Genomic DNA, 19,919 nt, shown 5'->3' on the forward strand with positions numbered 1-19,919 from the left:
GAAGGAAAGGATTTCCGTGACAGATACGGACCTGCTCGCGACCCCCGGGGTGGAATCCAACCCGAGTAACTCGGGTGGCCGCGAAAGTGACTCCGGACAGATTTCGAAGATGAGCGAACAAACCGACGTCGCACGATCGGGGCTGACTGGAATGTTGTTGCCGCAGTTGCGCGCGCTCGCGGGGGAACTCGGTATCCGAGGCACCTCCGGAATGCGCAAAGGCGATTTGATCGCCGCCATCAAGGAGAATCAGGCCGGAAAGCCGGCGAAGGCGGAAAAGCCCGCGCGCGGCGAGGCGAAGGGCGAGCAGGCGACCCTCGATGTGACGCCGCCCGCCAAGGAAGCCGCTCCGGCGAAGGAAGCTGCCCCGGCGAAGGAAGCCGCTCCGGTCAAGGAAGCCGCTCCGGCGAAAGCGGAGGCGGCCAAGACCGCCGACGCCGCGCCGTCGAAGTCCGCTCCGGTCGAGTCGGCGCAGGCCGAGTCCACCGCGTCCGCGGAGACCTCCGAGGAATCCGGCCGTGAGTCGGGTCAGCGGGGCCGTGGTCGGCAGCGTCGCGGCCGTGACCAGGCGCGATCCGGCGGCGGCGAATCCGCCGCGGCCGAGCCGCGTGGTGACGAGCCGAAGCAGGATGCCGAGCAGGGCGAGCGTCGCCGCGAGCGTGGCCAGGGTGAGCGTGGCCAGGGCGGTGAACGCAACCAGAACGGCAATGGTGCGGGCAGCCGCGGTGGTGATACGCGTGGCGGCGACAGCCGCGGTGGCGACGACGAAGAGGGCGGTCGCGGTCGGCGGGGACGCCGGTTCCGGGAACGCCGTCGCGGTCGCGACCGCGAGGGCGGCGCGGGCGGCGAGGCCCGCGAGCTCGAGATCCGCGAGGACGACGTATTGCAGCCGGTCGCGGGCATCCTCGACGTGCTGGACAACTACGCCTTCGTCCGCACCTCGGGTTACCTGGCCGGACCGAACGACGTGTACGTGTCGATGAACTTGGTCCGCAAGAACGGCCTGCGCCGCGGTGACGCGATCACCGGTGCGGTGCGTGCCCCGCGTGACGGCGAGCAGAGCAACCAGCGGCAGAAGTTCGATCCGCTGGTGCGCCTGGACACCGTCAACGGCGGTGACGTCGAGGCGGCCAAGCGGCGCCCCGAGTTCAGCAAGCTGACCCCGCTCTACCCGAACCAGCGGCTGCGCCTGGAGACCCAGCAGAACAAGCTGACCACCCGGGTCATCGATCTGATCATGCCGATCGGTAAGGGTCAGCGCGCGCTGATCGTGTCGCCGCCGAAGGCCGGTAAGACGACGATCATGCAGGACATCGCCAACGCGATCGCGACCAACAACCCCGAGGTCTACCTCATGGTGGTGCTGGTCGACGAACGTCCGGAAGAGGTCACCGACATGCAGCGTTCGGTGAAGGGCGAGGTCATCGCCTCGACCTTCGACCGCCCGCCGTCGGATCACACCTCGGTCGCCGAACTCGCCATCGAGCGCGCCAAGCGCCTGGTGGAAATGGGTAAGGACGTTGTGGTGCTGCTCGACTCGATCACCCGATTGGGCCGCGCGTACAACAACTCCTCGCCCGCCTCGGGTCGCATCCTCTCCGGTGGTGTCGACTCGACCGCGCTGTACCCGCCCAAGCGGTTCCTCGGCGCGGCGCGCAATATCGAGAACGGCGGCTCGCTGACGATCATCGCCACCGCGATGGTGGAAACCGGTTCGACCGGTGACACGGTGATCTTCGAGGAGTTCAAGGGCACCGGTAACGCCGAGCTCAAGCTGGACCGCAAGATCGCGGAGCGGCGTGTGTTCCCGGCGGTGGACGTCAACCCGTCCGGTACCCGCAAGGACGAGCTACTGCTGAGCCCCGACGAGGCCGCGGTGCTGCACAAGCTGCGTCGTGTGCTGTCCGGGCTGGATTCGCACCAGGCGATCGACCTGTTGATCGACCGCCTGAAGAAGTCCAAGAACAACCTCGAGTTCCTGATGCAGGTCAGCAAGACCGCGCCGGGTGCGCTGGACGAATAGCAGTACAGACCGTTTTGCCGTCGAAGGGGCTACGCGCACGCGTGGCCCCTTCGGCGTGTTCGGGGCGAAGAAGAATAGGCCGATCGCGGCCGCGCCCGCGACCATGAACCCGAGGATGACCGCGGTGGCGGTCACGCCGTCGGCCGAGTCGGTTGATGTGCCTTCGGAGTAGGCGACCGTTTCGGCCGTTCCGTAGGGCGCCGCGCGCTCGGCAGTATCCGGCGCGGCCAACCAGCCCACCGCGACAGTGAGAAACAATAGAACCAAGACCGCCAAGGCGACTCGGCTGCTCATAGGGTTCTCCTTTCTGTCTCGGCACGCCGATGTGCATCCAGGCTTCAAACTCTATGAACAAGGGTGTTCGTGTTCCTGAGTAGCGGACTACCCGAATTAAGAGTCCTGTAAGACCACGTTTGACGCGTGCGGGAAGTTCAATGGGCAACGAAACCGGGGACTACCTAGGTGGGGAACAAACCTGGAGTCGGGGGCGTTTTGGGTGCGTACGGGCGGTTCTGGCATACTGAACCGCTGTGCGTCTGTGCCTGATGCGCAGACAATCCCGCCTAGTCGGTTCCGGTTCACGCTCCCTCGTGGGCGACCCGGCGACCAATATCGAGAGGACACCCATGAAGGCAGGAATCCACCCGACCTACGTCGACACCACCGTCGTCTGTGGTTGTGGCAATACCTTCCAGACTCGCAGCACCAAGGAGTCCGGACACATCACCGTCGAGGTCTGCTCGCAGTGCCACCCGTTCTACACCGGCAAGCAGAAGATCCTCGACACTGGTGGCCGTGTGGCCCGCTTCGAGGCCCGCTACGGCAAGCGTGCCGGTAAGAAGGCCGACGCCAAGTAGCTTCCTCGCCGACGCCCGGTTCTGCTCCGCAGACCGGGCGTCGGTGCATTTGTACGGGTCCCGCGCCGGGACGACGAAATGAGAGAAGGAAGCACCACCATGACGCAGCCGTCCGCGATCGACGACATTCTGGCCGAGCATGCGGGTCTGGAGACGCAGCTGGCCGATCCGGCGCTGCACAACGATCCGGGTGCGGCCCGCCGGGTAGGTAAGCGTTTCGCCGAACTCGCCCCGATCATGGCCACCTACAACAAGCTCAAGGTCGCACACGACGATCTCGCCGCCGCCCAGGAACTGGCGGATGACGATCCGGCGTTCGCCGCCGAGATCCCCGATCTGGAAAGCCAGGTCGACGAGCTGGAGCAGACCCTGGCCGACCTGCTGGCCCCGCGCGACCCGCACGACGGCGACGATGTCGTGCTCGAGGTGAAGTCCGGCGAGGGTGGCGAGGAGTCCGCGCTGTTCGCCTCCGACCTGGCCCGCATGTATGTGCGGTATGCCGAGCGGCACGGTTGGAAGGTCGAGATCCTCGGTGTCACCGTGTCCGACCTGGGCGGATACAAGGATGCGACGCTCTCCATCAAGAGTCGCGACGCGGCCCGCGACGGCGTCTGGTCGCGCCTGAAGTTCGAGGGTGGCGTGCACCGGGTGCAGCGGGTGCCGGTCACCGAATCGCAGGGCCGCATCCACACGTCCGCGGCGGGCGTGCTGATCTACCCCCAGCCCGACGAGGTGGAGGAGGTGCAGATCGACGAATCCGATCTGCGCATCGACGTCTACCGTTCCTCCGGCAAGGGCGGACAGGGCGTCAACACCACCGACTCCGCCGTTCGCATCACCCACCTGCCCTCCGGCATCGTGGTGACCTGCCAGAACGAGCGCTCGCAGCTACAGAACAAGGCCCGCGCCATGCAGGTGCTCGCGGCCCGGTTGCAGGCGCTCGCGGAGGAGCAGGCAGATCAGGAGGCCGCCGCCGGTCGCGCCAGCCAGATCCGCACCGTGGACCGCTCCGAGCGCATCCGGACGTACAACTTCCCGGAGAATCGCATCGCCGACCACCGCATCGGCTTCAAGGCCCACAATCTGGACGCGGTACTCGACGGCGATATGGACGCCTTGCTCGACGCGCTGGGCAAGGCCGACCGCGAAGCCCGCATGGCCGCCGAATAATCAGCTCCGAGTTCCTCGACGGCAGCGTCGGGTGGCAATTCCAGCAAGTATGTAATGGTGCCGGGGGGAATCGGGCACAGTGAGGCTGGGGGCGCACGGGTGAGCGGCCCGGGCACCGGTATGTGATGTTCGACGCGAGGGAGAAAGGCGGGGTTCGGCTGATGACACGAGTCGCGCTGCGTCCTGCTGTCAACGAGGCCGCCGAGGTATTGCAGGCGGCGGGCGTGCACAGTCCACGCACCGACGCCGAGCAACTCGCGGCGCATGTACTGGGGATCGAGCGGACCAGATTGGCGCTGGTGCCGCTGGTCGAGCCCGCCGTGCTGGAGGACTATCGCGCGTTGGTGGCGCGCCGCGCGCAGCGCATCCCGCTCCAGCACCTCACCGGGGTCGTGGCGATGGGGGAGATCGATCTCGCCGTCGGCCCCGGCGTATTCATTCCACGTCCGGAAACCGAACTGCTCTTCGCGTGGTCGCTGGCGTATCTGGAGACGCTGCCGCACGATCACGAGCCGGTTGTCGTCGATCTGTGCACCGGCTCGGGCGCCTTGGCCCTGGCCATCGCGCATGCCCGCCCAGACGCCCAGGTGCACGCCGTCGAACTCGACCCGGCGGCTTTGCAATGGGCCCGCCGTAATGCCGACGACCGCATCGCCGATGGCGACACCGCGATTACGCTGTACGCCGACGACGCCACAGACCCGACTCTGCTCACCGATCTGAACGGCCGCGTCGACCTGGTCGTTTCGAATCCGCCCTACATTCCCGCCGACGCGGTCCTCGATCCCGAAGTCGCCGATTACGATCCGCCTCTCGCACTTTTCGGCGGCCCGGACGGTCTCGATGTCATCCGCGACATGATTCCCACCATCGCCCGCCTGCTGCGTCCCGCCGGGGCCACCGCCATCGAGCACGACGATACGAACGGTTCGGAACTCGCCGCACTGCTGTCCAAGCAGGGCGATTTCACCGATATCGTCGAACATCCCGATCTCGCGGGCAAACCCCGTTTCGTCGCCGCGGTGCGCGCCTGACGCGACGCCGTTATCGAATCACTGCGGCCATCGTCGAAAACGCGGCCGCCGTCTCGCCTGCACCACTTTCGCGGCACTCAGTCCGGCCCGAAGTCTCGGGGAGGCGGGCGGGCGTGACAGGATGGGGGCCGTGAGTACCGTCTACGACTGCGCGGATCCCGACTCGCGCGCCGCCGGACTGACCGCAGCGACCAGCGCCCTGAAATCCGGGCGATTGGTGGTGATGCCTACCGACACGTTGTACGGCCTGGCCGCCGACGCCTTCGATTCCTCGGCGGTGAGTTCGCTGCTGGCCGCCAAGCGCCGCGGGCGGGATATGCCGGTGCCGGTGCTGGTCGGGTCCTGGCACACCATCGACGGACTGGTGTTCTCGGTCCGCCCGCAGGCCCGTGAGCTGATCCGGGCCTTCTGGCCGGGAGCACTGAGTCTTGTTGTGCAGCAGGCGCCTTCGCTCGCTTGGGATCTCGGTGATACCCGGGGCACGGTGATGCTGCGGATGCCGCTGCACCCCGTCGCGCTGGAACTGCTGCAAGAGGTCGGCCCGCTCGCGGTGTCGAGCGCCAATGTGTCCGGGCAGTCACCCGCCAAGACCGCGGCGGAGGCTCGCGATCAGCTGGGCGATCTGGTCGGGGTGTATCTGGACGGCGGACGAGCCGAACACGCCGTCGCCTCCACCATCGTGGATCTCACCTCGGATCAGCCGCGCGTTCTGCGCACGGGCGCGGTCGCGGTGGCCGAGATCGCCGAGGTACTCGGGATGGCGCCGGACGAGCTGACCAGTGCCTCTCCCCGGTGAGCGCAGGCCTGCCCATGACGGGTCGTCCGGCCGGGCGGTGCCGCGGGTGATCGGACGGCCTCTCGGATGAGTTCCATTGTTCCGTTGCGCGAGCTGCTGCTCGTGCTCCTCATCTCGGCGACGGTGACCTTCCTGGCCACCGGCGGGATTCGGGTGCTCGCCATCGCATTCGGCGCGGTCGCCGTGCCGCGCGAACGCGACGTGCACGTCAAGCCGGTGCCGCGAATGGGTGGTGTCGGCATGTACGTCGGCTTGGTGGCCGCGGTGCTGTTCGCGCACCAATTGCCCGCGCTGCGACGGGGTTTCGACTACGCCCCCGATATTCCGGCGGTGCTGGTCGCCGCCACCCTCATCGTGCTGGTCGGCATCGTGGACGACCGCTGGGGCCTGGACGCGCTGACCAAATTCGCCGGGCAGGTGACCGCCGCCGGTGTCATGGCGGTGATGGGTCTGAGCTGGTACAGCATCTACAACCCGTTCAACAACTCCACGATTTCGCTGGACGCGCTGCAGGGCGGTTTGGTGACGGTCGCGGTCACCGTGACCCTGGTCAACGCGATGAACTTCGTCGACGGATTGGACGGGCTCGCGGCCGGACTGGGGTTGATCTGCGCCGCCGCGGTATTCGTGTTCGCGGTCGGATTGATGAATGAGCAGGGCGGTTCGGTGGATACGTATCCGCCCGCGCTGCTCGCCGCGGCACTGGCGGGCGCCTGTCTCGGATTCCTGCCGCACAATTTTCAACCTGCCCGAATATTCATGGGCGATTCCGGATCGATGTTGATCGGCCTGGTCCTTGCCGCGGTCTCTACCAGTGCCTCCGGCCGGATTCCGCTGCAGGGTTTCGGACCGCGCGACATTGTCGGTCTGCTCTCACCGCTGCTGTTGGTCGGCGCGGTGATGTTCATTCCGGTACTGGATCTGGTGCTGGCGATCCTGCGCCGGGTGCGCGCTGGCGTCAGTTTTTCCACCCCGGACAAAATGCACTTGCATCATCGCTTACTCCAGATCGGGCATTCGCACCGGCGCGTGGTGCTGCTGATCTATTTGTGGGTCGGCGTGCTCGCGTTCGGCGCCGTCGGAACCTCGCTGATGGATCGCAGAGTTGTTGTGTTGCTTATGGCGGGCGGCCTGGTTTTCGCACTGGTGGTGACCGCTATCCCGGGCCTGCGGCGCGGGGAGGCGGCAGGGCAGCGACAGCCGCCCGGGTAAAGTCCGATGGCGTGAGCGAGCGAACCGACAACACAGCGCCAGGTAAAGGCGCGACAGTGCCGAGCGTCAGCGAGGCGCGGTCGTGAGCTTTACTCCCACCCCGGTCCCCGGTCCCGACGCGCCGCTGAAGGCAGCGCTGCGCTACGGCTTGATCGGACTGGCCGTGCTGGTTGTGTTGGCCGTCACGATCGCGACGGCCACGGCCGGTCTGCCCGGCCTCTGGGGCGCGCTGCTCGGTGCGGCCATCGGCGGCGGTTTCATCCTCACCACGGCCGCCGTCATCCTGTTCGGCGCGAAGCTGCCGCCGAGCACCGCGGGCCTGGTCATGCTGGTCAGCTGGGTCGGCAAGGTGCTGGTGGTGCTGATCGTGGTCGGTGTACTCAACCAGTTCGACTTCTACAACCGCACCGCCCTTTTCCTCACCGTGATCGGTGCGCTGCTGATCGTGCTCGGGGCGGAGACGTATGGCGTTCTGCGCCAGAAGGTTCCGTACGTGACCACCACCGCGGGCGACCCCGACCCCGACCCGACGAAGGAATAACTTCACCCCCCTACACAGCGTCGTAGATAACTTGGTAAAGTGTTGGTAAGCAAGCGACCAAGCGAGGGGGGATCACGCGATCCCTTCGAGTACCGCTATGCTTACTGCCGTGCCGGGACTGTGGGTTCCGGTTCTGCATGTCGACGATGTCGCCGACACACGTACAGACGCACGGGCGGGTTTGCCGCGCAGCTGCTGACGAATTTCGAGCCGACCTCCGTCGACCCAAATTGATCGTCAATGTCCGATCGAACCGCGGGAATGACCGTACCCGCGGCCCGAACACGGGAGAGAACGCTGAGCGTCACCACTTTGGCGGGCGAGTTCCACGCGCCGTCGCTTACCGACTTCTTCCCTCCAGCTGTGCTGTTCGAGGGAACGCCGTTCGAACTCGATCGATTGATGCTGATTCGGCTGCTGATGACGGCCGTGCTGGTCGGTTTCATGATGCTGGCATTCCGTACGCCCCGGATCGTGCCGCGCGGCCTGCAGAACGTCGCCGAAACCGGTTTGGTCTTCGTCAAGGAGCAGATTTGCGAAGAGGTGCTCGGTAAGGAGAGCGGTCGCAAGTTCTTCCCGCTGATCGCGACCATCTTCTTCACGGTTCTCTTTCTGAACTTCTCCGGCATCGTTCCGGGATTGAACATCTCGTCGAACGCACGAATCGGCATGCCGCTGGTGCTGGCCGCCATTGCGTACATCGCGTTCAACTACGTGGGTATCAAGAAGTACGGATTCTTCCACTACATGCGCAGCAGCATCGTGGTGCCGAATGTCCCGCCCGCACTGCATGTACTGCTGATTCCGATCGAGTTCGTCTCGACGTTCATCCTGCGTCCGTTCACGCTGACGGTCCGACTCATGGCCAACATGCTGGCCGGACACATCATGCTGGTGCTGTTCTTCAGCGCCACCTGGTTCTTCCTGTTCGACGCAGCCGCCTGGATGAAGGTGTTCTCGCCCTTCTCGCTGCTCGCCGGACTGGGCTTCACGCTGTTCGAGATCCTGGTCATCTTCCTGCAGGCCTACGTGTTTGCGCTGCTGACCGCCGTTTACATCGGACTCGCGCAGCACGCCGACGAACACTGACCTGACCGAACAACAAACGCCAAACCTGCTGCACCGCGCCAACCGGCCGGTGAGCAAAAGAAAGGGAATGGAAGACTCATGAGCCTCGCGTACCTGGCCCAGGAAGCCGCAACCTCCGAATCGACGTTCAAGGGCTTCGGCGCCATCGGCTACGGTCTGGCGGCCATCGGCCCCGGCATCGGTGTGGGCATCGTCGTCGGTAAGGCCATCGAGGGTATCGCCCGTCAGCCCGAGCTGCAGGGCACCATCCGTACCAACATGTTCCTCGGTATCGCGTTCACCGAGGCCCTGGCCCTGATCGGCCTCGTCGCCGGCTTCATCTTCTGATTCCGATGTACGAGTTCGCAGTACTCGCAGCGGAGGGCGGAGAGGATGTGAATCCTCTTGTCCCCGAAATGTACGACATTGTCTGGTCGGTGGTTTGCGTCGCGATCATCGCGTTCGCTTTCTACAAGTACGTCATCCCGCGCCTGACCAAGGTGCTGGACGAGCGCGCCGACAAGATCGAGGGCGGCATCAAGCGTGCCGAGACCGTGCAGGAAGAGGCCCAGGCCACGCTGCAGCAGTACCAGCAGCAGCTGGCCGACGCCCGGCTCGAGGCGGCTCGCATCCGTGAGGACGCGCGCACCCAGGGCCAGCAGATCCTCGCGCAGATGCGCTCGGAAGCCCAGGCCGAGAGCGACCGTATCGTGGCCGCGGGCCACAGCCAGCTGGAAGCCCAGCGCCAGCAGATCCTGACCGAACTGCGTTCCGAGGTCGGCCGTACGGCCGTCGATCTGGCCGAAAAGATTATCGGACAGTCGGTTTCGGACGAAGCCAAGCAGGCGGCGTCGATCGAGCGGTTCCTTGCCGAACTCGACGACACCGACGCCGGCATCGGGGTCGGAAGGTAGCGACGCGAAAGTGAGAAGCATGTACGCAGCGAGCCGCGAGGCATGCGCCCGGTCCCGGGAGGCGCTTCGGGCCGCTCTGACCGGAAGCGACAGTGTTGCCGCCACCACGGGCTCGGAACTGTTCGCCGTTGTCGCCGTGCTGGACGACCAGCGTTCGCTGCGTGTTGCGCTCGCGGACGTGTCGGTGCCCGGTTCGGCGCGCGCCGAGCTGAGCGAACGGGTCTTCGGTGGCAAGGTCAGCCCCGCCACTCAGGCGGTGCTGACCACCGCGGTGGCGCAGAACTGGTCCCGGACCGCCGACCTGGTCGACACCCTGGTGTTGCTCGGGCAGGAGGCCCTGCTGGAGTCGGCGGCCGACAGTGGCCGGCTCGACGCGGTCGAGGACGAGCTGTTCCGGCTCGGCCGGATCGTCGGCGACAACCCGGACCTGGAGCAGGCCCTGTCGGATCGCGGGCGGCCGGCCTCGGCCAAGCGCGAACTGCTCGCCCAGTTGCTGGCAGGCAAGACCGAGTCCATCACCCTGACCCTGGCGGAACAGGTGGTGACCCGGCAGCGGACCAGCATCGGCACGGCCTTCGACGAGTTGTCCGACTTGGCGGCGGGCCGACGCGACCAGATCGTCGCGCATGTGCATGCCGCGATCGCCCTGAGCGCGCAGCAGCGGGAGCGGCTGGCCGCCTCCCTGCAGCGGATCTACGGCAAGCCGGTCACGGTGCACGTGCAGGTCGACCCGACCCTGATGAGCGGGCTGGTCGTTCGCGTCGGTGACGACGTGATCGACGGCAGCGCCACCGGCCGACTGGAGCGGCTGCGTCGCGAACTGGCCTGAGCGGCCCTACGCAGCGCACCACCCACCCGACATTCCAGACCCACACAGCGAGAGCAGGAAGAACATGGCGGAGCTGACGATCTCCTCCGACGAGATCCGTAGCGCGATCGAGAGCTACACCCAGAGCTACACCCCCGAGACCTCCATCGAAGAAGTCGGTGTGGTCACCGACGCCAGCGACGGCATCGCGCACGTCTCCGGCCTGCCCTCGGCAATGGCCAACGAGCTGCTCGAGTTCCCGGGCGGCGTGCTCGGCGTGGCGCTGAACCTCGAGGACCGTGAGATCGGTGCGGTTATCCTCGGCGAGTTCGCCGAGATCGAGGAGGGCCACGAGGTCCGACGGACCGGTGACGTGCTCTCGGTTCCGGTCGGCGACAAGTTCCTCGGTCGTGTGGTGAACCCGCTCGGCCAGCCGATCGACGGCCTCGGCGAGATCGAGGCCGAAGAGCAGCGCGTGCTCGAGCTGCAGGCCGCGACGGTGCTGGAGCGCCAGCCGGTCGAGGAGCCGCTGGCCACCGGCATCACCGCCATCGACGCCCTGACCGCCATCGGTCGTGGTCAGCGCCAGCTGATCATCGGCGACCGCAAGACCGGCAAGACCGCGGTCTGCATCGACGCCATCCTGGCGCAGAAGGCCAACTGGGAGTCGGGCGACCCGAAGAAGCAGGTTCGCTGCATCTACGTCGCCATCGGCCAGAAGGGTTCGACCATCGCGGGCGTCAAGACCGCGCTGGAGGCGCACGGCGCGATGGAGTACACCACCATCGTCGCGGCCCCCGCGTCGGACTCCGCCGGCTTCAAATGGCTTGCGCCGTACACCGGTTCGGCCATCGGCCAGCACTGGATGTACCAGGGCAAGCATGTCCTCATCGTGTTCGACGACCTGACCAAGCAGGCCGAGGCATACCGCGCCATCTCGCTGCTGCTGCGTCGCCCGCCGGGCCGCGAGGCGTACCCGGGTGACGTCTTCTACCTGCACTCCCGTCTGCTGGAGCGTTGCGCCAAGCTGTCCGACGAGATGGGCGCGGGCTCGATGACCGGTCTGCCGATCATCGAGACCAAGGCCAACGACATCTCGGCCTTCATCCCGACCAACGTCATCTCCATCACCGACGGCCAGGTCTTCCTCGAGTCCGACCTGTTCAACAAGGGTGTCCGCCCGGCGATCAACGTCGGTACCTCGGTTTCCCGTGTCGGTGGCGCCGCGCAGACCAAGGGTATGAAGAAGGTCGCCGGTTCCCTGCGTCTGGAAATGGCGCAGTTCCGTGAGCTGGAGGCGTTCTCCGCCTTCGCCTCCGACCTCGACGCCGCGTCGCTGGCGCAGCTGGAGCGTGGCGCCCGCTGGGTTGAGCTGCTCAAGCAGGACCAGTACTCGCCGGTTTCGGTCGAGGACCAGATCATCTCGATCTACCTGGTCGACGGCGGCTACTACGACTCGGTTCCGGTCGCCGACATCCGTCGCTTCAACCGCGACCTGCTCGAGGACCTGCACCGCACCGCGGCCGACGCGTTCAAGACCATCGAGGGCGGCAAGGTCCTCGACGGTGACGCGGCCGACGCGATCAAAGCGGCCACCGACAAGTTCAAGCAGGGCTTCCTCGCCTCCGACGGCAGCCGCGTGGTGAACGAGCCGGAGGCGGGCGAGTTGGACCACGAAGAGGTCGAGTCGCTGTCGGTCACCCGCAAGCACGTCGAGAAGTAACGCGGGCGGAAGCGATGCGTTATCCGATTCTGGCGAATGAAGGGAGTGTGAACCGCTGATGGCAAGTTTGCGTGAATTGCGCTCCCGCATTCGTGGTGTGAATTCGATCAAGAAGATCACCAAGGCCCAAGAGCTGATCGCGACCTCGCGAATCACCAAGGCCCAGGCCAGGGTTGCGGCCGCCAAGCCGTACGCGGAGGAGATCACCAAGGTCCTCGGTGAGCTGGCGGGTGCGTCGAAGAACCTGACCCACCCGCTGCTGACCGAACGCGCCAACCCCCGCCGCGCCGCCGTCCTGGTGATCACCAGTGACAGCGGCATGGCTGGTGGCTACAACGCGAACGTGCTCCGGCGCGCCGAGGAGCTGATGACCAGCCTGCGCGGTGAGGGCAAGGACCCGGTGCTGTACGTGATGGGCAAGAAGGGCCGCACGTACTACACCTTCCGCAACCGGGAACTGCTCGGTTCATGGATCGGGTTCTCGCAGCAGCCGAAGTACACCGATGCCTCGGCCGCCTGCCACCACCTGGTGGAGAGCTTCATGGCGGGCTCCCAGGGTGAAGTTGCCACCCCGGACGGCACCGGCACGATGGCGGGCGTGGACGAGTTGCACATCGTCTACACACGTTTCGTGTCGATGCTGACCCAGACCCCGGAGGTGCGCCGCCTGGCGCCGATCCAGGTCAGCTATATCGATGAGAACTTCGACATGGGCGAGAACAGCTTCGTGGATTCCGTCACGGCGGAGCCCCAGGCGCAGTACGAATTCGAGCCCGACGCCGATGTGCTGCTGGCGGCCCTGCTGCCGAAGTACATCAACACGCGTATCTACTCATCGTTGCTCGAGGCAGCGGCATCCGAGTCCGCGGCTCGGCGCACCGCAATGAAGGCGGCCACCGACAACGCCAACGAATTGGCCAGCGTGTTGCAGCGCGAGGCGAACTCGGTGCGTCAGGCCCAGATCACGCAGGAAATCAGCGAAATCGTCGGCGGCGTGAACGCGCTGGCGTCGAGCTCGGACCGCGACTAAAGCGCAGGAAGAGAAGAAATGACCGCAGCTGTCACTGACAACACGAGGACTGGCGCCGCAACCGGCCGCGTCGCCCGTGTCATCGGCCCCGTCGTGGACGTCGAGTTCCCGCGGGGTTCCATCCCCGAGCTGTTCAACGCTCTGAACGCCGAGATCACCCTGACCTCGGTGGCCAAGACCCTGACCCTCGAGGTCGCCCAGCACCTCGGCGACAACATCGTGCGCACCATCTCGATGCAGCCGACCGACGGCCTGGTCCGTGGCGCCACCGTCACCGACACCGGCAAGCCGATCTCGGTGCCAGTCGGTGACGTCGTCAAGGGCCACGTCTTCAACGCCCTCGGCGACTGCCTGGACACCCCCGGCCTGGGCCGCGAGGGCGAGCAGTGGGGCATCCACCGCAAGCCCCCGTCATTCGACCAGCTCGAGGGCAAGACCGAGATCCTCGAGACCGGTATCAAGGTCATCGACCTGCTGACCCCGTACGTGAAGGGCGGCAAGATCGGTCTGTTCGGTGGTGCCGGCGTCGGCAAGACCGTTCTGATCCAGGAGATGATCACCCGTATCGCGCGTGAGTTCTCCGGTACGTCCGTGTTCGCGGGCGTCGGTGAGCGCACCCGTGAGGGCACCGACCTCCGCCTGGAGATGGAAGAGATGGGCGTCCTCCCGGACACCGCCCTTGTCTTCGGCCAGATGGACGAGCCGCCGGGCACCCGTATGCGCGTCGCCCTCTCGGCCCTCACCATGGCCGAGTACTTCCGCGACGTGCAGCACCAGGACGTGCTGCTGTTCATCGACAACATCTTCCGGTTCACCCAGGCCGGTTCCGAGGTGTCGACCCTGCTCGGCCGTATGCCCTCCGCCGTCGGTTACCAGCCCACGCTGGCCGACGAGATGGGTGAGCTGCAGGAGCGCATCACCTCGACCCGTGGTCGGTCCATCACCTCGCTGCAGGCCATCTACGTGCCCGCCGACGACTACACCGACCCGGCCCCGGCGACCACCTTCGCCCACCTGGACGCGACGACCGAGCTTTCCCGCCCGATCTCGCAGAAGGGCATCTACCCCGCCGTCGACCCGCTGACCTCGACCTCTCGTATCCTCGAGGCTTCGATCGTCGGTGACCGGCACTTCGCGGTGGCGAACGAGGTCAAGCGGATCCTGCAGAAGTACAAGGAACTGCAGGACATCATCGCGATCCTCGGTATGGACGAGCTCTCCGAAGAGGACAAGGTCCTCGTCGGCCGCGCCCGTCGTCTGGAGAAGTTCCTCGGCCAGAACTTCATCGTGGCCGAGAAGTTCACCGGTCAGGTGGGCTCGGTGGTTCCGCTGGAGCAGACCATCGACGACTTCGATCGGGTCTGCAAGGGCGAGTTCGACCACTTCCCGGAGCAGGCGTTCAACTCCTGCGGTGGTCTCGACGACGTCGAGGCGGCCGCGAAGAAGATCGCCGGAAAGTAGCCACCGATGGCGGAAATGTCAGTTGATCTCGTCGCAATCGAGCGTCGGCTCTGGTCCGGCCAGGCGAAGTTCGTGAGCGCGCAGACCACCGAGGGCCAGGTCGGCATCATGCCGGGCCACGAACCGCTCCTCGGCCAGCTGGTCGAGGGCGGCATCGTGAACATCGTGCCCACCGAGGGCGAGCGGATCGTCGCGGCGGTGCACGGTGGCTTCTTCTCGGTCACCGCCACCACGGTTCGGATCCTGGCCGAGTCCGCTGAGTTCGCCGGCGAGGTCGACGTCGACGCGGCCCGCCGGGTGCTCGCCGACACGACGGCTACCGAGGAACAGCAGAAGATTGCCCAGGGTCAGGTGCGTGCGGTCGAGCAGGTCGCACAGCTCTGAGACCCCTGAGGTCGTGAATATCCCCATTGTCGGCGGCGAAGGCATCTTCGCCGCCGACAATGTTTTTTCCGCCGACTCCGTCGGCTTGCCGACCCGGTGTTTTACCCACCCCACCGGCTCCGCAGGCTTACCGCCCCAACGGTATTCAGCCCCACTTGCTCGACCGTTTGTAGACTCGTGTTTGAATGTCGCATCGGATGGGTATCCGGCGCCGTTCGCGCGGGTACCGAGCGAAAGGATGGACAGCATTGCAGACCGGGATGGTTATTCTGATCATTCTGGTGTTGGTGCTGGTCGCACTCGCCCTGATCTCTACCTACCGGCTCATCATGTTGCGCCGCGGCGGCACCGCCGCGATCCTGCGGGTATTGCCCGCGAGCGGCGGCCAGGGCTGGCGGCACGGCCTCATCCGCTACGACGAGGATCGGCTCGTCTTCTACAAGCTCACCAGTTTGAAACTCGGTCCCGATTCGACGATCAAGCGGCGCGGCATCGAGGTCGGTGAGCGGCGCGGACCGGTCGGTGATGAGTACGACATCATGACCGACGAAATCATCGTCACCGCGGTCGCCGATTCCGACGGCAATTACGAGCTGGCCCTCGATCGCGGCGCCCGGGCGGCTTTCCTCTCCTGGGTGGAATCGCGCCCGTCAGACCGCACCCGCCGCTTACCGGGGCTGTAGCCGCCTTTCCGCGTATTCGAGCCTGACTCGTCTGCCGCATGAGCAGTGTTGGTGGTCGGCGAGTTACCCGTGGTCGGGCGAAATCAGTCCACGCTCATGCAAAACCGGTCGGACAGCTTGCATGGAGCCGGACTACGGTTGGTGTGTGAGTGTGCATCTGACGCGGATTTATACGCGGACCGGCGATGACGGGACCACCGGGCTCAGCGACTTCTCTCGGGTAGCCAAGACCGATCCCCGGCTGGTCGCCTACGCCGATTGTGATGAGGCGAATGCCGCGCTCGGTGTCGCGATCGCGCTGGGGCAGCCCGGGCCGGAACTGCTCGCGGTGCTGCGGCAGGTGCAGAACGATCTGTTCGACGCGGGGGCCGATCTCTCGACCCCGGTGGTGGCCGAGCCCAAATACCCGCCGCTTCGCATCACCCAGGACTACATCGACCGGCTGGAAGGCTGGTGCGATGAGTTCAATGCCGAACTGGCACCGCTGAATTCGTTCATTCTCCCCGGCGGCACCCCCTTGGCCGCGTTACTGCACACCGCGCGCACGGTGGCGCGGCGCGCCGAGCGTTCGGCCTGGGCGGCGGTATCGGCCTACCCCGACGACACCAGCGTCCTACCCGCGAAATACCTCAACCGCCTCTCCGACCTGCTCTTCATCCTGAGCCGGGTCACCAACCCCGAGGGCGACATTCTCTGGAAGCCGGGTGGCGGCGCGAAGTCCTAGCTCGCGCGCTCCCGATCTCGCCCGGCAGCGCGGTCTCTTCGCGTAGCCGGGCCGTTCCCGCCATATCGCCGCAAGTTCGCCGCGCATCATGTCGACGGCCCCGGCGGCCTTGTCCGGAGCGAGCCGATGATCCGGATCCACCACCCGCTTTCCACCGGAGCCGCGGTGGCTCAGTTCTCCTCGGCGGCGGGAGATCTTCGCGGCGATTCCGTAGTCCCCGGCCCCAATTCACCCCCCGGTAAATAAATCCAGGGCGTGCCGAGAAAGTAGCGCGTGGATGCCTTGGCATCAGGAGCCGATGAAGGACGCAGGAGACTGCGATAAGCCTCGGGAACCGTCAACCCAACTGAGACCCGAGGATTTCAATGAGATCCCGAACGACGTCGGGCACACACTCAGGTTGTGGTCATTCGACTTCGCGGTGGTCACGGCCGAGTTGCTGGACGAAGCCGTGATCGGCATCGATGCGGCCCACGCTGTTGACAATGCGTCCGAGCCCCGAGCCCCGAGCCCCGAGCCCCGAGCCCCGAGCCCCGAGCCCCGAGCCCCGAGCCCCGAGCCCCGAGCCCCGAGCCCCGAGCCCCGAGCCCCGAGCCCTGACCGCTGAGCGCTGAGCTTCGAGTTTCGAGTTTCGAGCGTTGAGCTTTGAGCGTTGAGCGTTGAGTTTCGAGTTTCGAGTTTCGAGCGCCGAGCTCACGGCACCGACCACTGCGCGTCGGGGCCGGACGCTGCGCATCGAGTGCCGACCACCTATCACCACACGCGGGGCAACGGGTGCTGGGCACTGAGCTCACGGCACCGGCCATCAGGCATTGAGCATGAGCGCCGTGGACCGAGCGCCGAGCGCCGTGGACCGAGCGCCGAGCGCCGAGGACTGAGCACCGAGGACTGAGCGCTGAGAGCCGGGCACTTCGCGCCGGGCCCCGAGGACTGAGCTCGGAGCTCACGGCACCGACCACTGCGTGCTGGGACTGGACGGTGCGCATCAACTGCCGACCACCGACCATCAAGCATGGGCACCGCCCACCCGCCACCACGGGCGGGGCACCGAGTGTCGGGCACTGAGCACGCGGCACCGGCCACCAGAGATTGAGCATTGAGCATTAGGCGCCGAGGACTGGGCGCCGAGGACTGGGCACCGAGGACTGGGCACCGAGCTTCGAGCGAGCACACGGCACTGACCACTACGGGTCGGGCACCGTACGTTGAGCATCGAGTGCCGACCATCACTACCGATCATCAAGCACAGGCACCGGCCACCTATCGCCAAGGCGGGGCATCGAGCGTCGAGTACTGAGCACGCGGCACCGGCCACCAGACATTAGGCCTCGAGTCCCGAGTCCCGAGTCCCGAGCACCGAGCACCGAGCACCGAGCACCGAGCACCGACACCGAGCACCAAGACCGAGGACTGAGCACCGAGGACTGCGCACTCAGCGCCGAGCATCGAGCACCGAGCACCGAGCATCGAGCGTCGAACAGCGAGCGCCGTGCGCCGTGCGCCGAGCATCGGTACCGGGCGGCCTGCGAGACCGGGCATACCGCATCCACTTCGAGGTTTGTCATGAACAGGTGTGAGTAGAAGTACAGCGGCGCTTTTCTGCGGACCTTCTCGACACCGCGCTGACCAGCGTGGAATGAGGGATATCGATGGAGGATCAGTAGCCCGATCGGTGTTCGCCCGCCGGTCCGTCGGGCCGGGGTGACGGGTGCGCAACGCAAACGTCCCCAATCCCGTGGTGTCGGAGGTCGATTCGCCATGGGCGACGACGAAGGTTCCGCGACTCCGGGTCCGGGTAAATCGGACTAACTGACCGGTCGGTAGCTTTTACGACCGGTTGCGGACTCGCAGGATAGGTCGTGCGGGGCGAATCCGGCATCGAACCTCGCGATAGCGCACCGGGATCGCGTACACGCGCATGCGTCCCGCCGACGGTGGATAAGCTAACCGGTGTGAGCGAACGGTTTCTGGTCACCGGGGGCAATCGGCTCGTCGGCGAAGTCGCGGTGGGAGGCGCCAAGAACAGCGTCCTCAAGCTGATGGCTGCTGCCCTCCTGGCGGAGGGGACGTCGACGATCACCAACTGCCCCGACATCCTCGACGTGCCCCTGATGGCGGAGGTGCTGCGCGGGCTCGGCTGTGAGGTCACCATCACCGACGATGCGCCTGGCGATCGCTCCGTCGTCACCATCACCACCCCGGCCGAACCGAAGTACCACGCGGACTTCCCGGCGGTGACCCAGTTCCGGGCCTCGGTCTGTGTGCTCGGACCCCTGATGGCGCGGTGCAAGCGCGCGGTGGTCGCGCTGCCCGGTGGCGATGCCATCGGCTCCCGTCCGCTCGATATGCATCAGGCCGGCCTGCGACTGCTGGGTGCGACCAGCGAAATCGAGCACGGCTGTGTGGTCGCGCGTGCCGACGAACTGCAAGGTGCGCGCATTCGCCTGGACTTCCCGTCGGTCGGAGCGACCGAGAACATCCTCATGGCCGCGGTGCTGGCCGAGGGGGAGACCGTCATCGATAACGCCGCACGTGAACCCGACATCGTCGATCTCTGCAACATGCTGGTGCGGATGGGTGCGCGGATCAGTGGCGCGGGCACGTCGGTGCTGACCATTCAGGGCGTGGAGCGCCTCGAGCCGACCGACCACCGCGTCATCGGCGATCGCATCGTCGCGGCAACGTGGGGGATCGCCGCATCGATGACGATGGGCGATGTGAAGGTGACCGGGGTCAACCCGAAGCACCTGTCGCTGGTGCTGGACAAGCTGCGCTCCGCGGGTGCGCGCATTTCCTTCGATGTGGACGGCTTCCGTGTGGTGCAGCCGGACCGGCCGCGCGCGGTGAACTTCTCGACGCTGCCCTTCCCCGGGTTCCCGACCGACCTGCAGCCCATGGCGATCGGGCTCGCGGCCATTGCCGACGGGACTTCGATGATCACCGAGAACATCTTCGAGGCGCGATTCCGCTTTGTGGAGGAGATGATTCGGCTCGGCGCCGATGCGCGGACCGATGGTCACCACGCGGTGGTGCGCGGTATCCCGCGGTTGTCGAGTGCGCCGGTGTGGTCCTCGGATATCCGCGCGGGCGCCGGGCTGGTGCTCGCAGGTCTGGTTGCCGACGGGGTCACCGAGGTGCACGACGTATTCCATATCGACCGCGGTTACCCGAATTTCGTGGAGCAGCTCCAGGGATTGGATGGTCAGGTGGAGCGGGTCGGCGCCCCGGATTGATCTTGCCGGGAGGTTACGACGATCTTGCTTCGATGAAAATCGTTCCTGACCAGGCGATTTGACATCGTGCACGCCGACACGTAACTTTATTCAAGTCAGAGCGACACGGACACCGACCCGGGGCCCTCAGCCGCAAGGCTGGGCGACACAGTGGAAACGCTGAGCCTGGGAAACGAGGTAGTACGAGGAGCGCCTGGCGATCACACTAGCTCGACTGGAACCCTGATTTGTATTCGGGTGACTGGCCGCGCTAAGCTG

At 66.1% G+C, this 19,919-nt stretch carries 18 protein-coding genes; all 18 read left to right on the forward strand.

The features are described from left to right. Positions 1–16 precede the first annotated feature (16 nt). The 18 genes from rho (at position 17) to murA (ending at position 19,661) form a co-directional block, all read left to right on the forward strand. Positions 17–2,023, forward strand: a complete 2,007-nt coding sequence (rho, locus tag AB0H61_RS32615; RefSeq protein WP_357311591.1) for a transcription termination factor Rho — start codon at positions 17–19, stop codon at positions 2,021–2,023. 626 nt (positions 2,024–2,649) lie between these two features. Beyond that, positions 2,650–2,880: a 50S ribosomal protein L31 gene (rpmE, locus tag AB0H61_RS32620; RefSeq protein WP_039796334.1), complete on the forward strand. Its 231-nt coding sequence runs from the start codon at positions 2,650–2,652 to the stop codon at positions 2,878–2,880. A 99-nt stretch (positions 2,881–2,979) separates the two neighbouring features. After that, positions 2,980–4,050 (forward strand): peptide chain release factor 1, encoded by a 1,071-nt coding sequence (gene prfA, locus AB0H61_RS32625; protein WP_357311592.1) that lies wholly within the window; start codon positions 2,980–2,982, stop codon positions 4,048–4,050. 161 nt (positions 4,051–4,211) lie between these two features. Beyond that, positions 4,212–5,084, forward strand: coding sequence for a peptide chain release factor N(5)-glutamine methyltransferase (gene prmC / locus AB0H61_RS32630; protein WP_357311593.1), 873 nt, complete (start codon positions 4,212–4,214; stop codon positions 5,082–5,084). A 130-nt stretch (positions 5,085–5,214) separates the two neighbouring features. Beyond that, the gene (locus AB0H61_RS32635) at positions 5,215–5,880 is read left to right on the forward strand and encodes an L-threonylcarbamoyladenylate synthase (protein ID WP_357311594.1); all 666 of its coding nucleotides are present in this window, start codon (positions 5,215–5,217) and stop codon (positions 5,878–5,880) included. Positions 5,881–5,946: 66 nt separating this feature from the next. Next, positions 5,947–7,092 carry an MraY family glycosyltransferase gene (locus AB0H61_RS32640; protein WP_357311595.1) on the forward strand — a complete coding sequence of 382 codons (1,146 nt, stop codon included), beginning with the start codon at positions 5,947–5,949 and terminating at the stop codon, positions 7,090–7,092. An 82-nt stretch (positions 7,093–7,174) separates the two neighbouring features. Next, positions 7,175–7,633, forward strand: a complete 459-nt coding sequence (locus AB0H61_RS32645; protein ID WP_357311596.1) for a hypothetical protein — start codon at positions 7,175–7,177, stop codon at positions 7,631–7,633. A 240-nt stretch (positions 7,634–7,873) separates the two neighbouring features. Next, complete coding sequence (gene atpB / locus AB0H61_RS32650) at positions 7,874–8,722, forward strand: F0F1 ATP synthase subunit A (RefSeq protein ID WP_357311597.1); 849 nt, start codon at positions 7,874–7,876, stop codon at positions 8,720–8,722. A gap of 78 nt (positions 8,723–8,800) precedes the next feature. Further along, positions 8,801–9,049 (forward strand): ATP synthase F0 subunit C, encoded by a 249-nt coding sequence (locus tag AB0H61_RS32655; RefSeq protein WP_040704792.1) that lies wholly within the window; start codon positions 8,801–8,803, stop codon positions 9,047–9,049. Positions 9,050–9,054: 5 nt separating this feature from the next. Then, the gene (locus tag AB0H61_RS32660) at positions 9,055–9,615 is read left to right on the forward strand and encodes a F0F1 ATP synthase subunit B (protein ID WP_357311598.1); all 561 of its coding nucleotides are present in this window, start codon (positions 9,055–9,057) and stop codon (positions 9,613–9,615) included. A gap of 19 nt (positions 9,616–9,634) precedes the next feature. Beyond that, positions 9,635–10,444: a F0F1 ATP synthase subunit delta gene (locus AB0H61_RS32665; RefSeq protein WP_357311599.1), complete on the forward strand. Its 810-nt coding sequence runs from the start codon at positions 9,635–9,637 to the stop codon at positions 10,442–10,444. 64 nt (positions 10,445–10,508) lie between these two features. Next, complete coding sequence (gene atpA / locus AB0H61_RS32670) at positions 10,509–12,146, forward strand: F0F1 ATP synthase subunit alpha (protein ID WP_357311600.1); 1,638 nt, start codon at positions 10,509–10,511, stop codon at positions 12,144–12,146. A 58-nt stretch (positions 12,147–12,204) separates the two neighbouring features. Further along, a complete protein-coding gene (locus tag AB0H61_RS32675; RefSeq protein ID WP_357311601.1) occupies positions 12,205–13,176 on the forward strand; it encodes a F0F1 ATP synthase subunit gamma in 972 nt (323 codons plus the stop codon). A gap of 18 nt (positions 13,177–13,194) precedes the next feature. Continuing rightward, positions 13,195–14,637: a F0F1 ATP synthase subunit beta gene (gene atpD / locus AB0H61_RS32680; protein WP_357311602.1), complete on the forward strand. Its 1,443-nt coding sequence runs from the start codon at positions 13,195–13,197 to the stop codon at positions 14,635–14,637. Positions 14,638–14,643: 6 nt separating this feature from the next. Then, the gene (locus tag AB0H61_RS32685) at positions 14,644–15,021 is read left to right on the forward strand and encodes a F0F1 ATP synthase subunit epsilon (protein WP_357311603.1); all 378 of its coding nucleotides are present in this window, start codon (positions 14,644–14,646) and stop codon (positions 15,019–15,021) included. Between the two features lie 260 nt (positions 15,022–15,281). Continuing rightward, positions 15,282–15,704, forward strand: a complete 423-nt coding sequence (locus AB0H61_RS32690) for a DUF2550 domain-containing protein (protein ID WP_357311612.1) — start codon at positions 15,282–15,284, stop codon at positions 15,702–15,704. Between the two features lie 145 nt (positions 15,705–15,849). Continuing rightward, entirely contained in the window at positions 15,850–16,428 is a 579-nt protein-coding gene (locus AB0H61_RS32695) for a cob(I)yrinic acid a,c-diamide adenosyltransferase (RefSeq protein WP_357311604.1), read from the forward strand. A gap of 1,952 nt (positions 16,429–18,380) precedes the next feature. Next, on the forward strand, positions 18,381–19,661 hold the full coding sequence (gene murA, locus AB0H61_RS32700; RefSeq protein WP_357311605.1) for a UDP-N-acetylglucosamine 1-carboxyvinyltransferase: 1,281 nt from the start codon (positions 18,381–18,383) through the stop codon (positions 19,659–19,661). The last annotated feature ends 258 nt before the right edge of the window (positions 19,662–19,919 follow it).

The organism is Nocardia sp. NPDC050710 (assembly GCF_040654375.1).
GTDB lineage: Bacteria > Actinomycetota > Actinomycetes > Mycobacteriales > Mycobacteriaceae > Nocardia.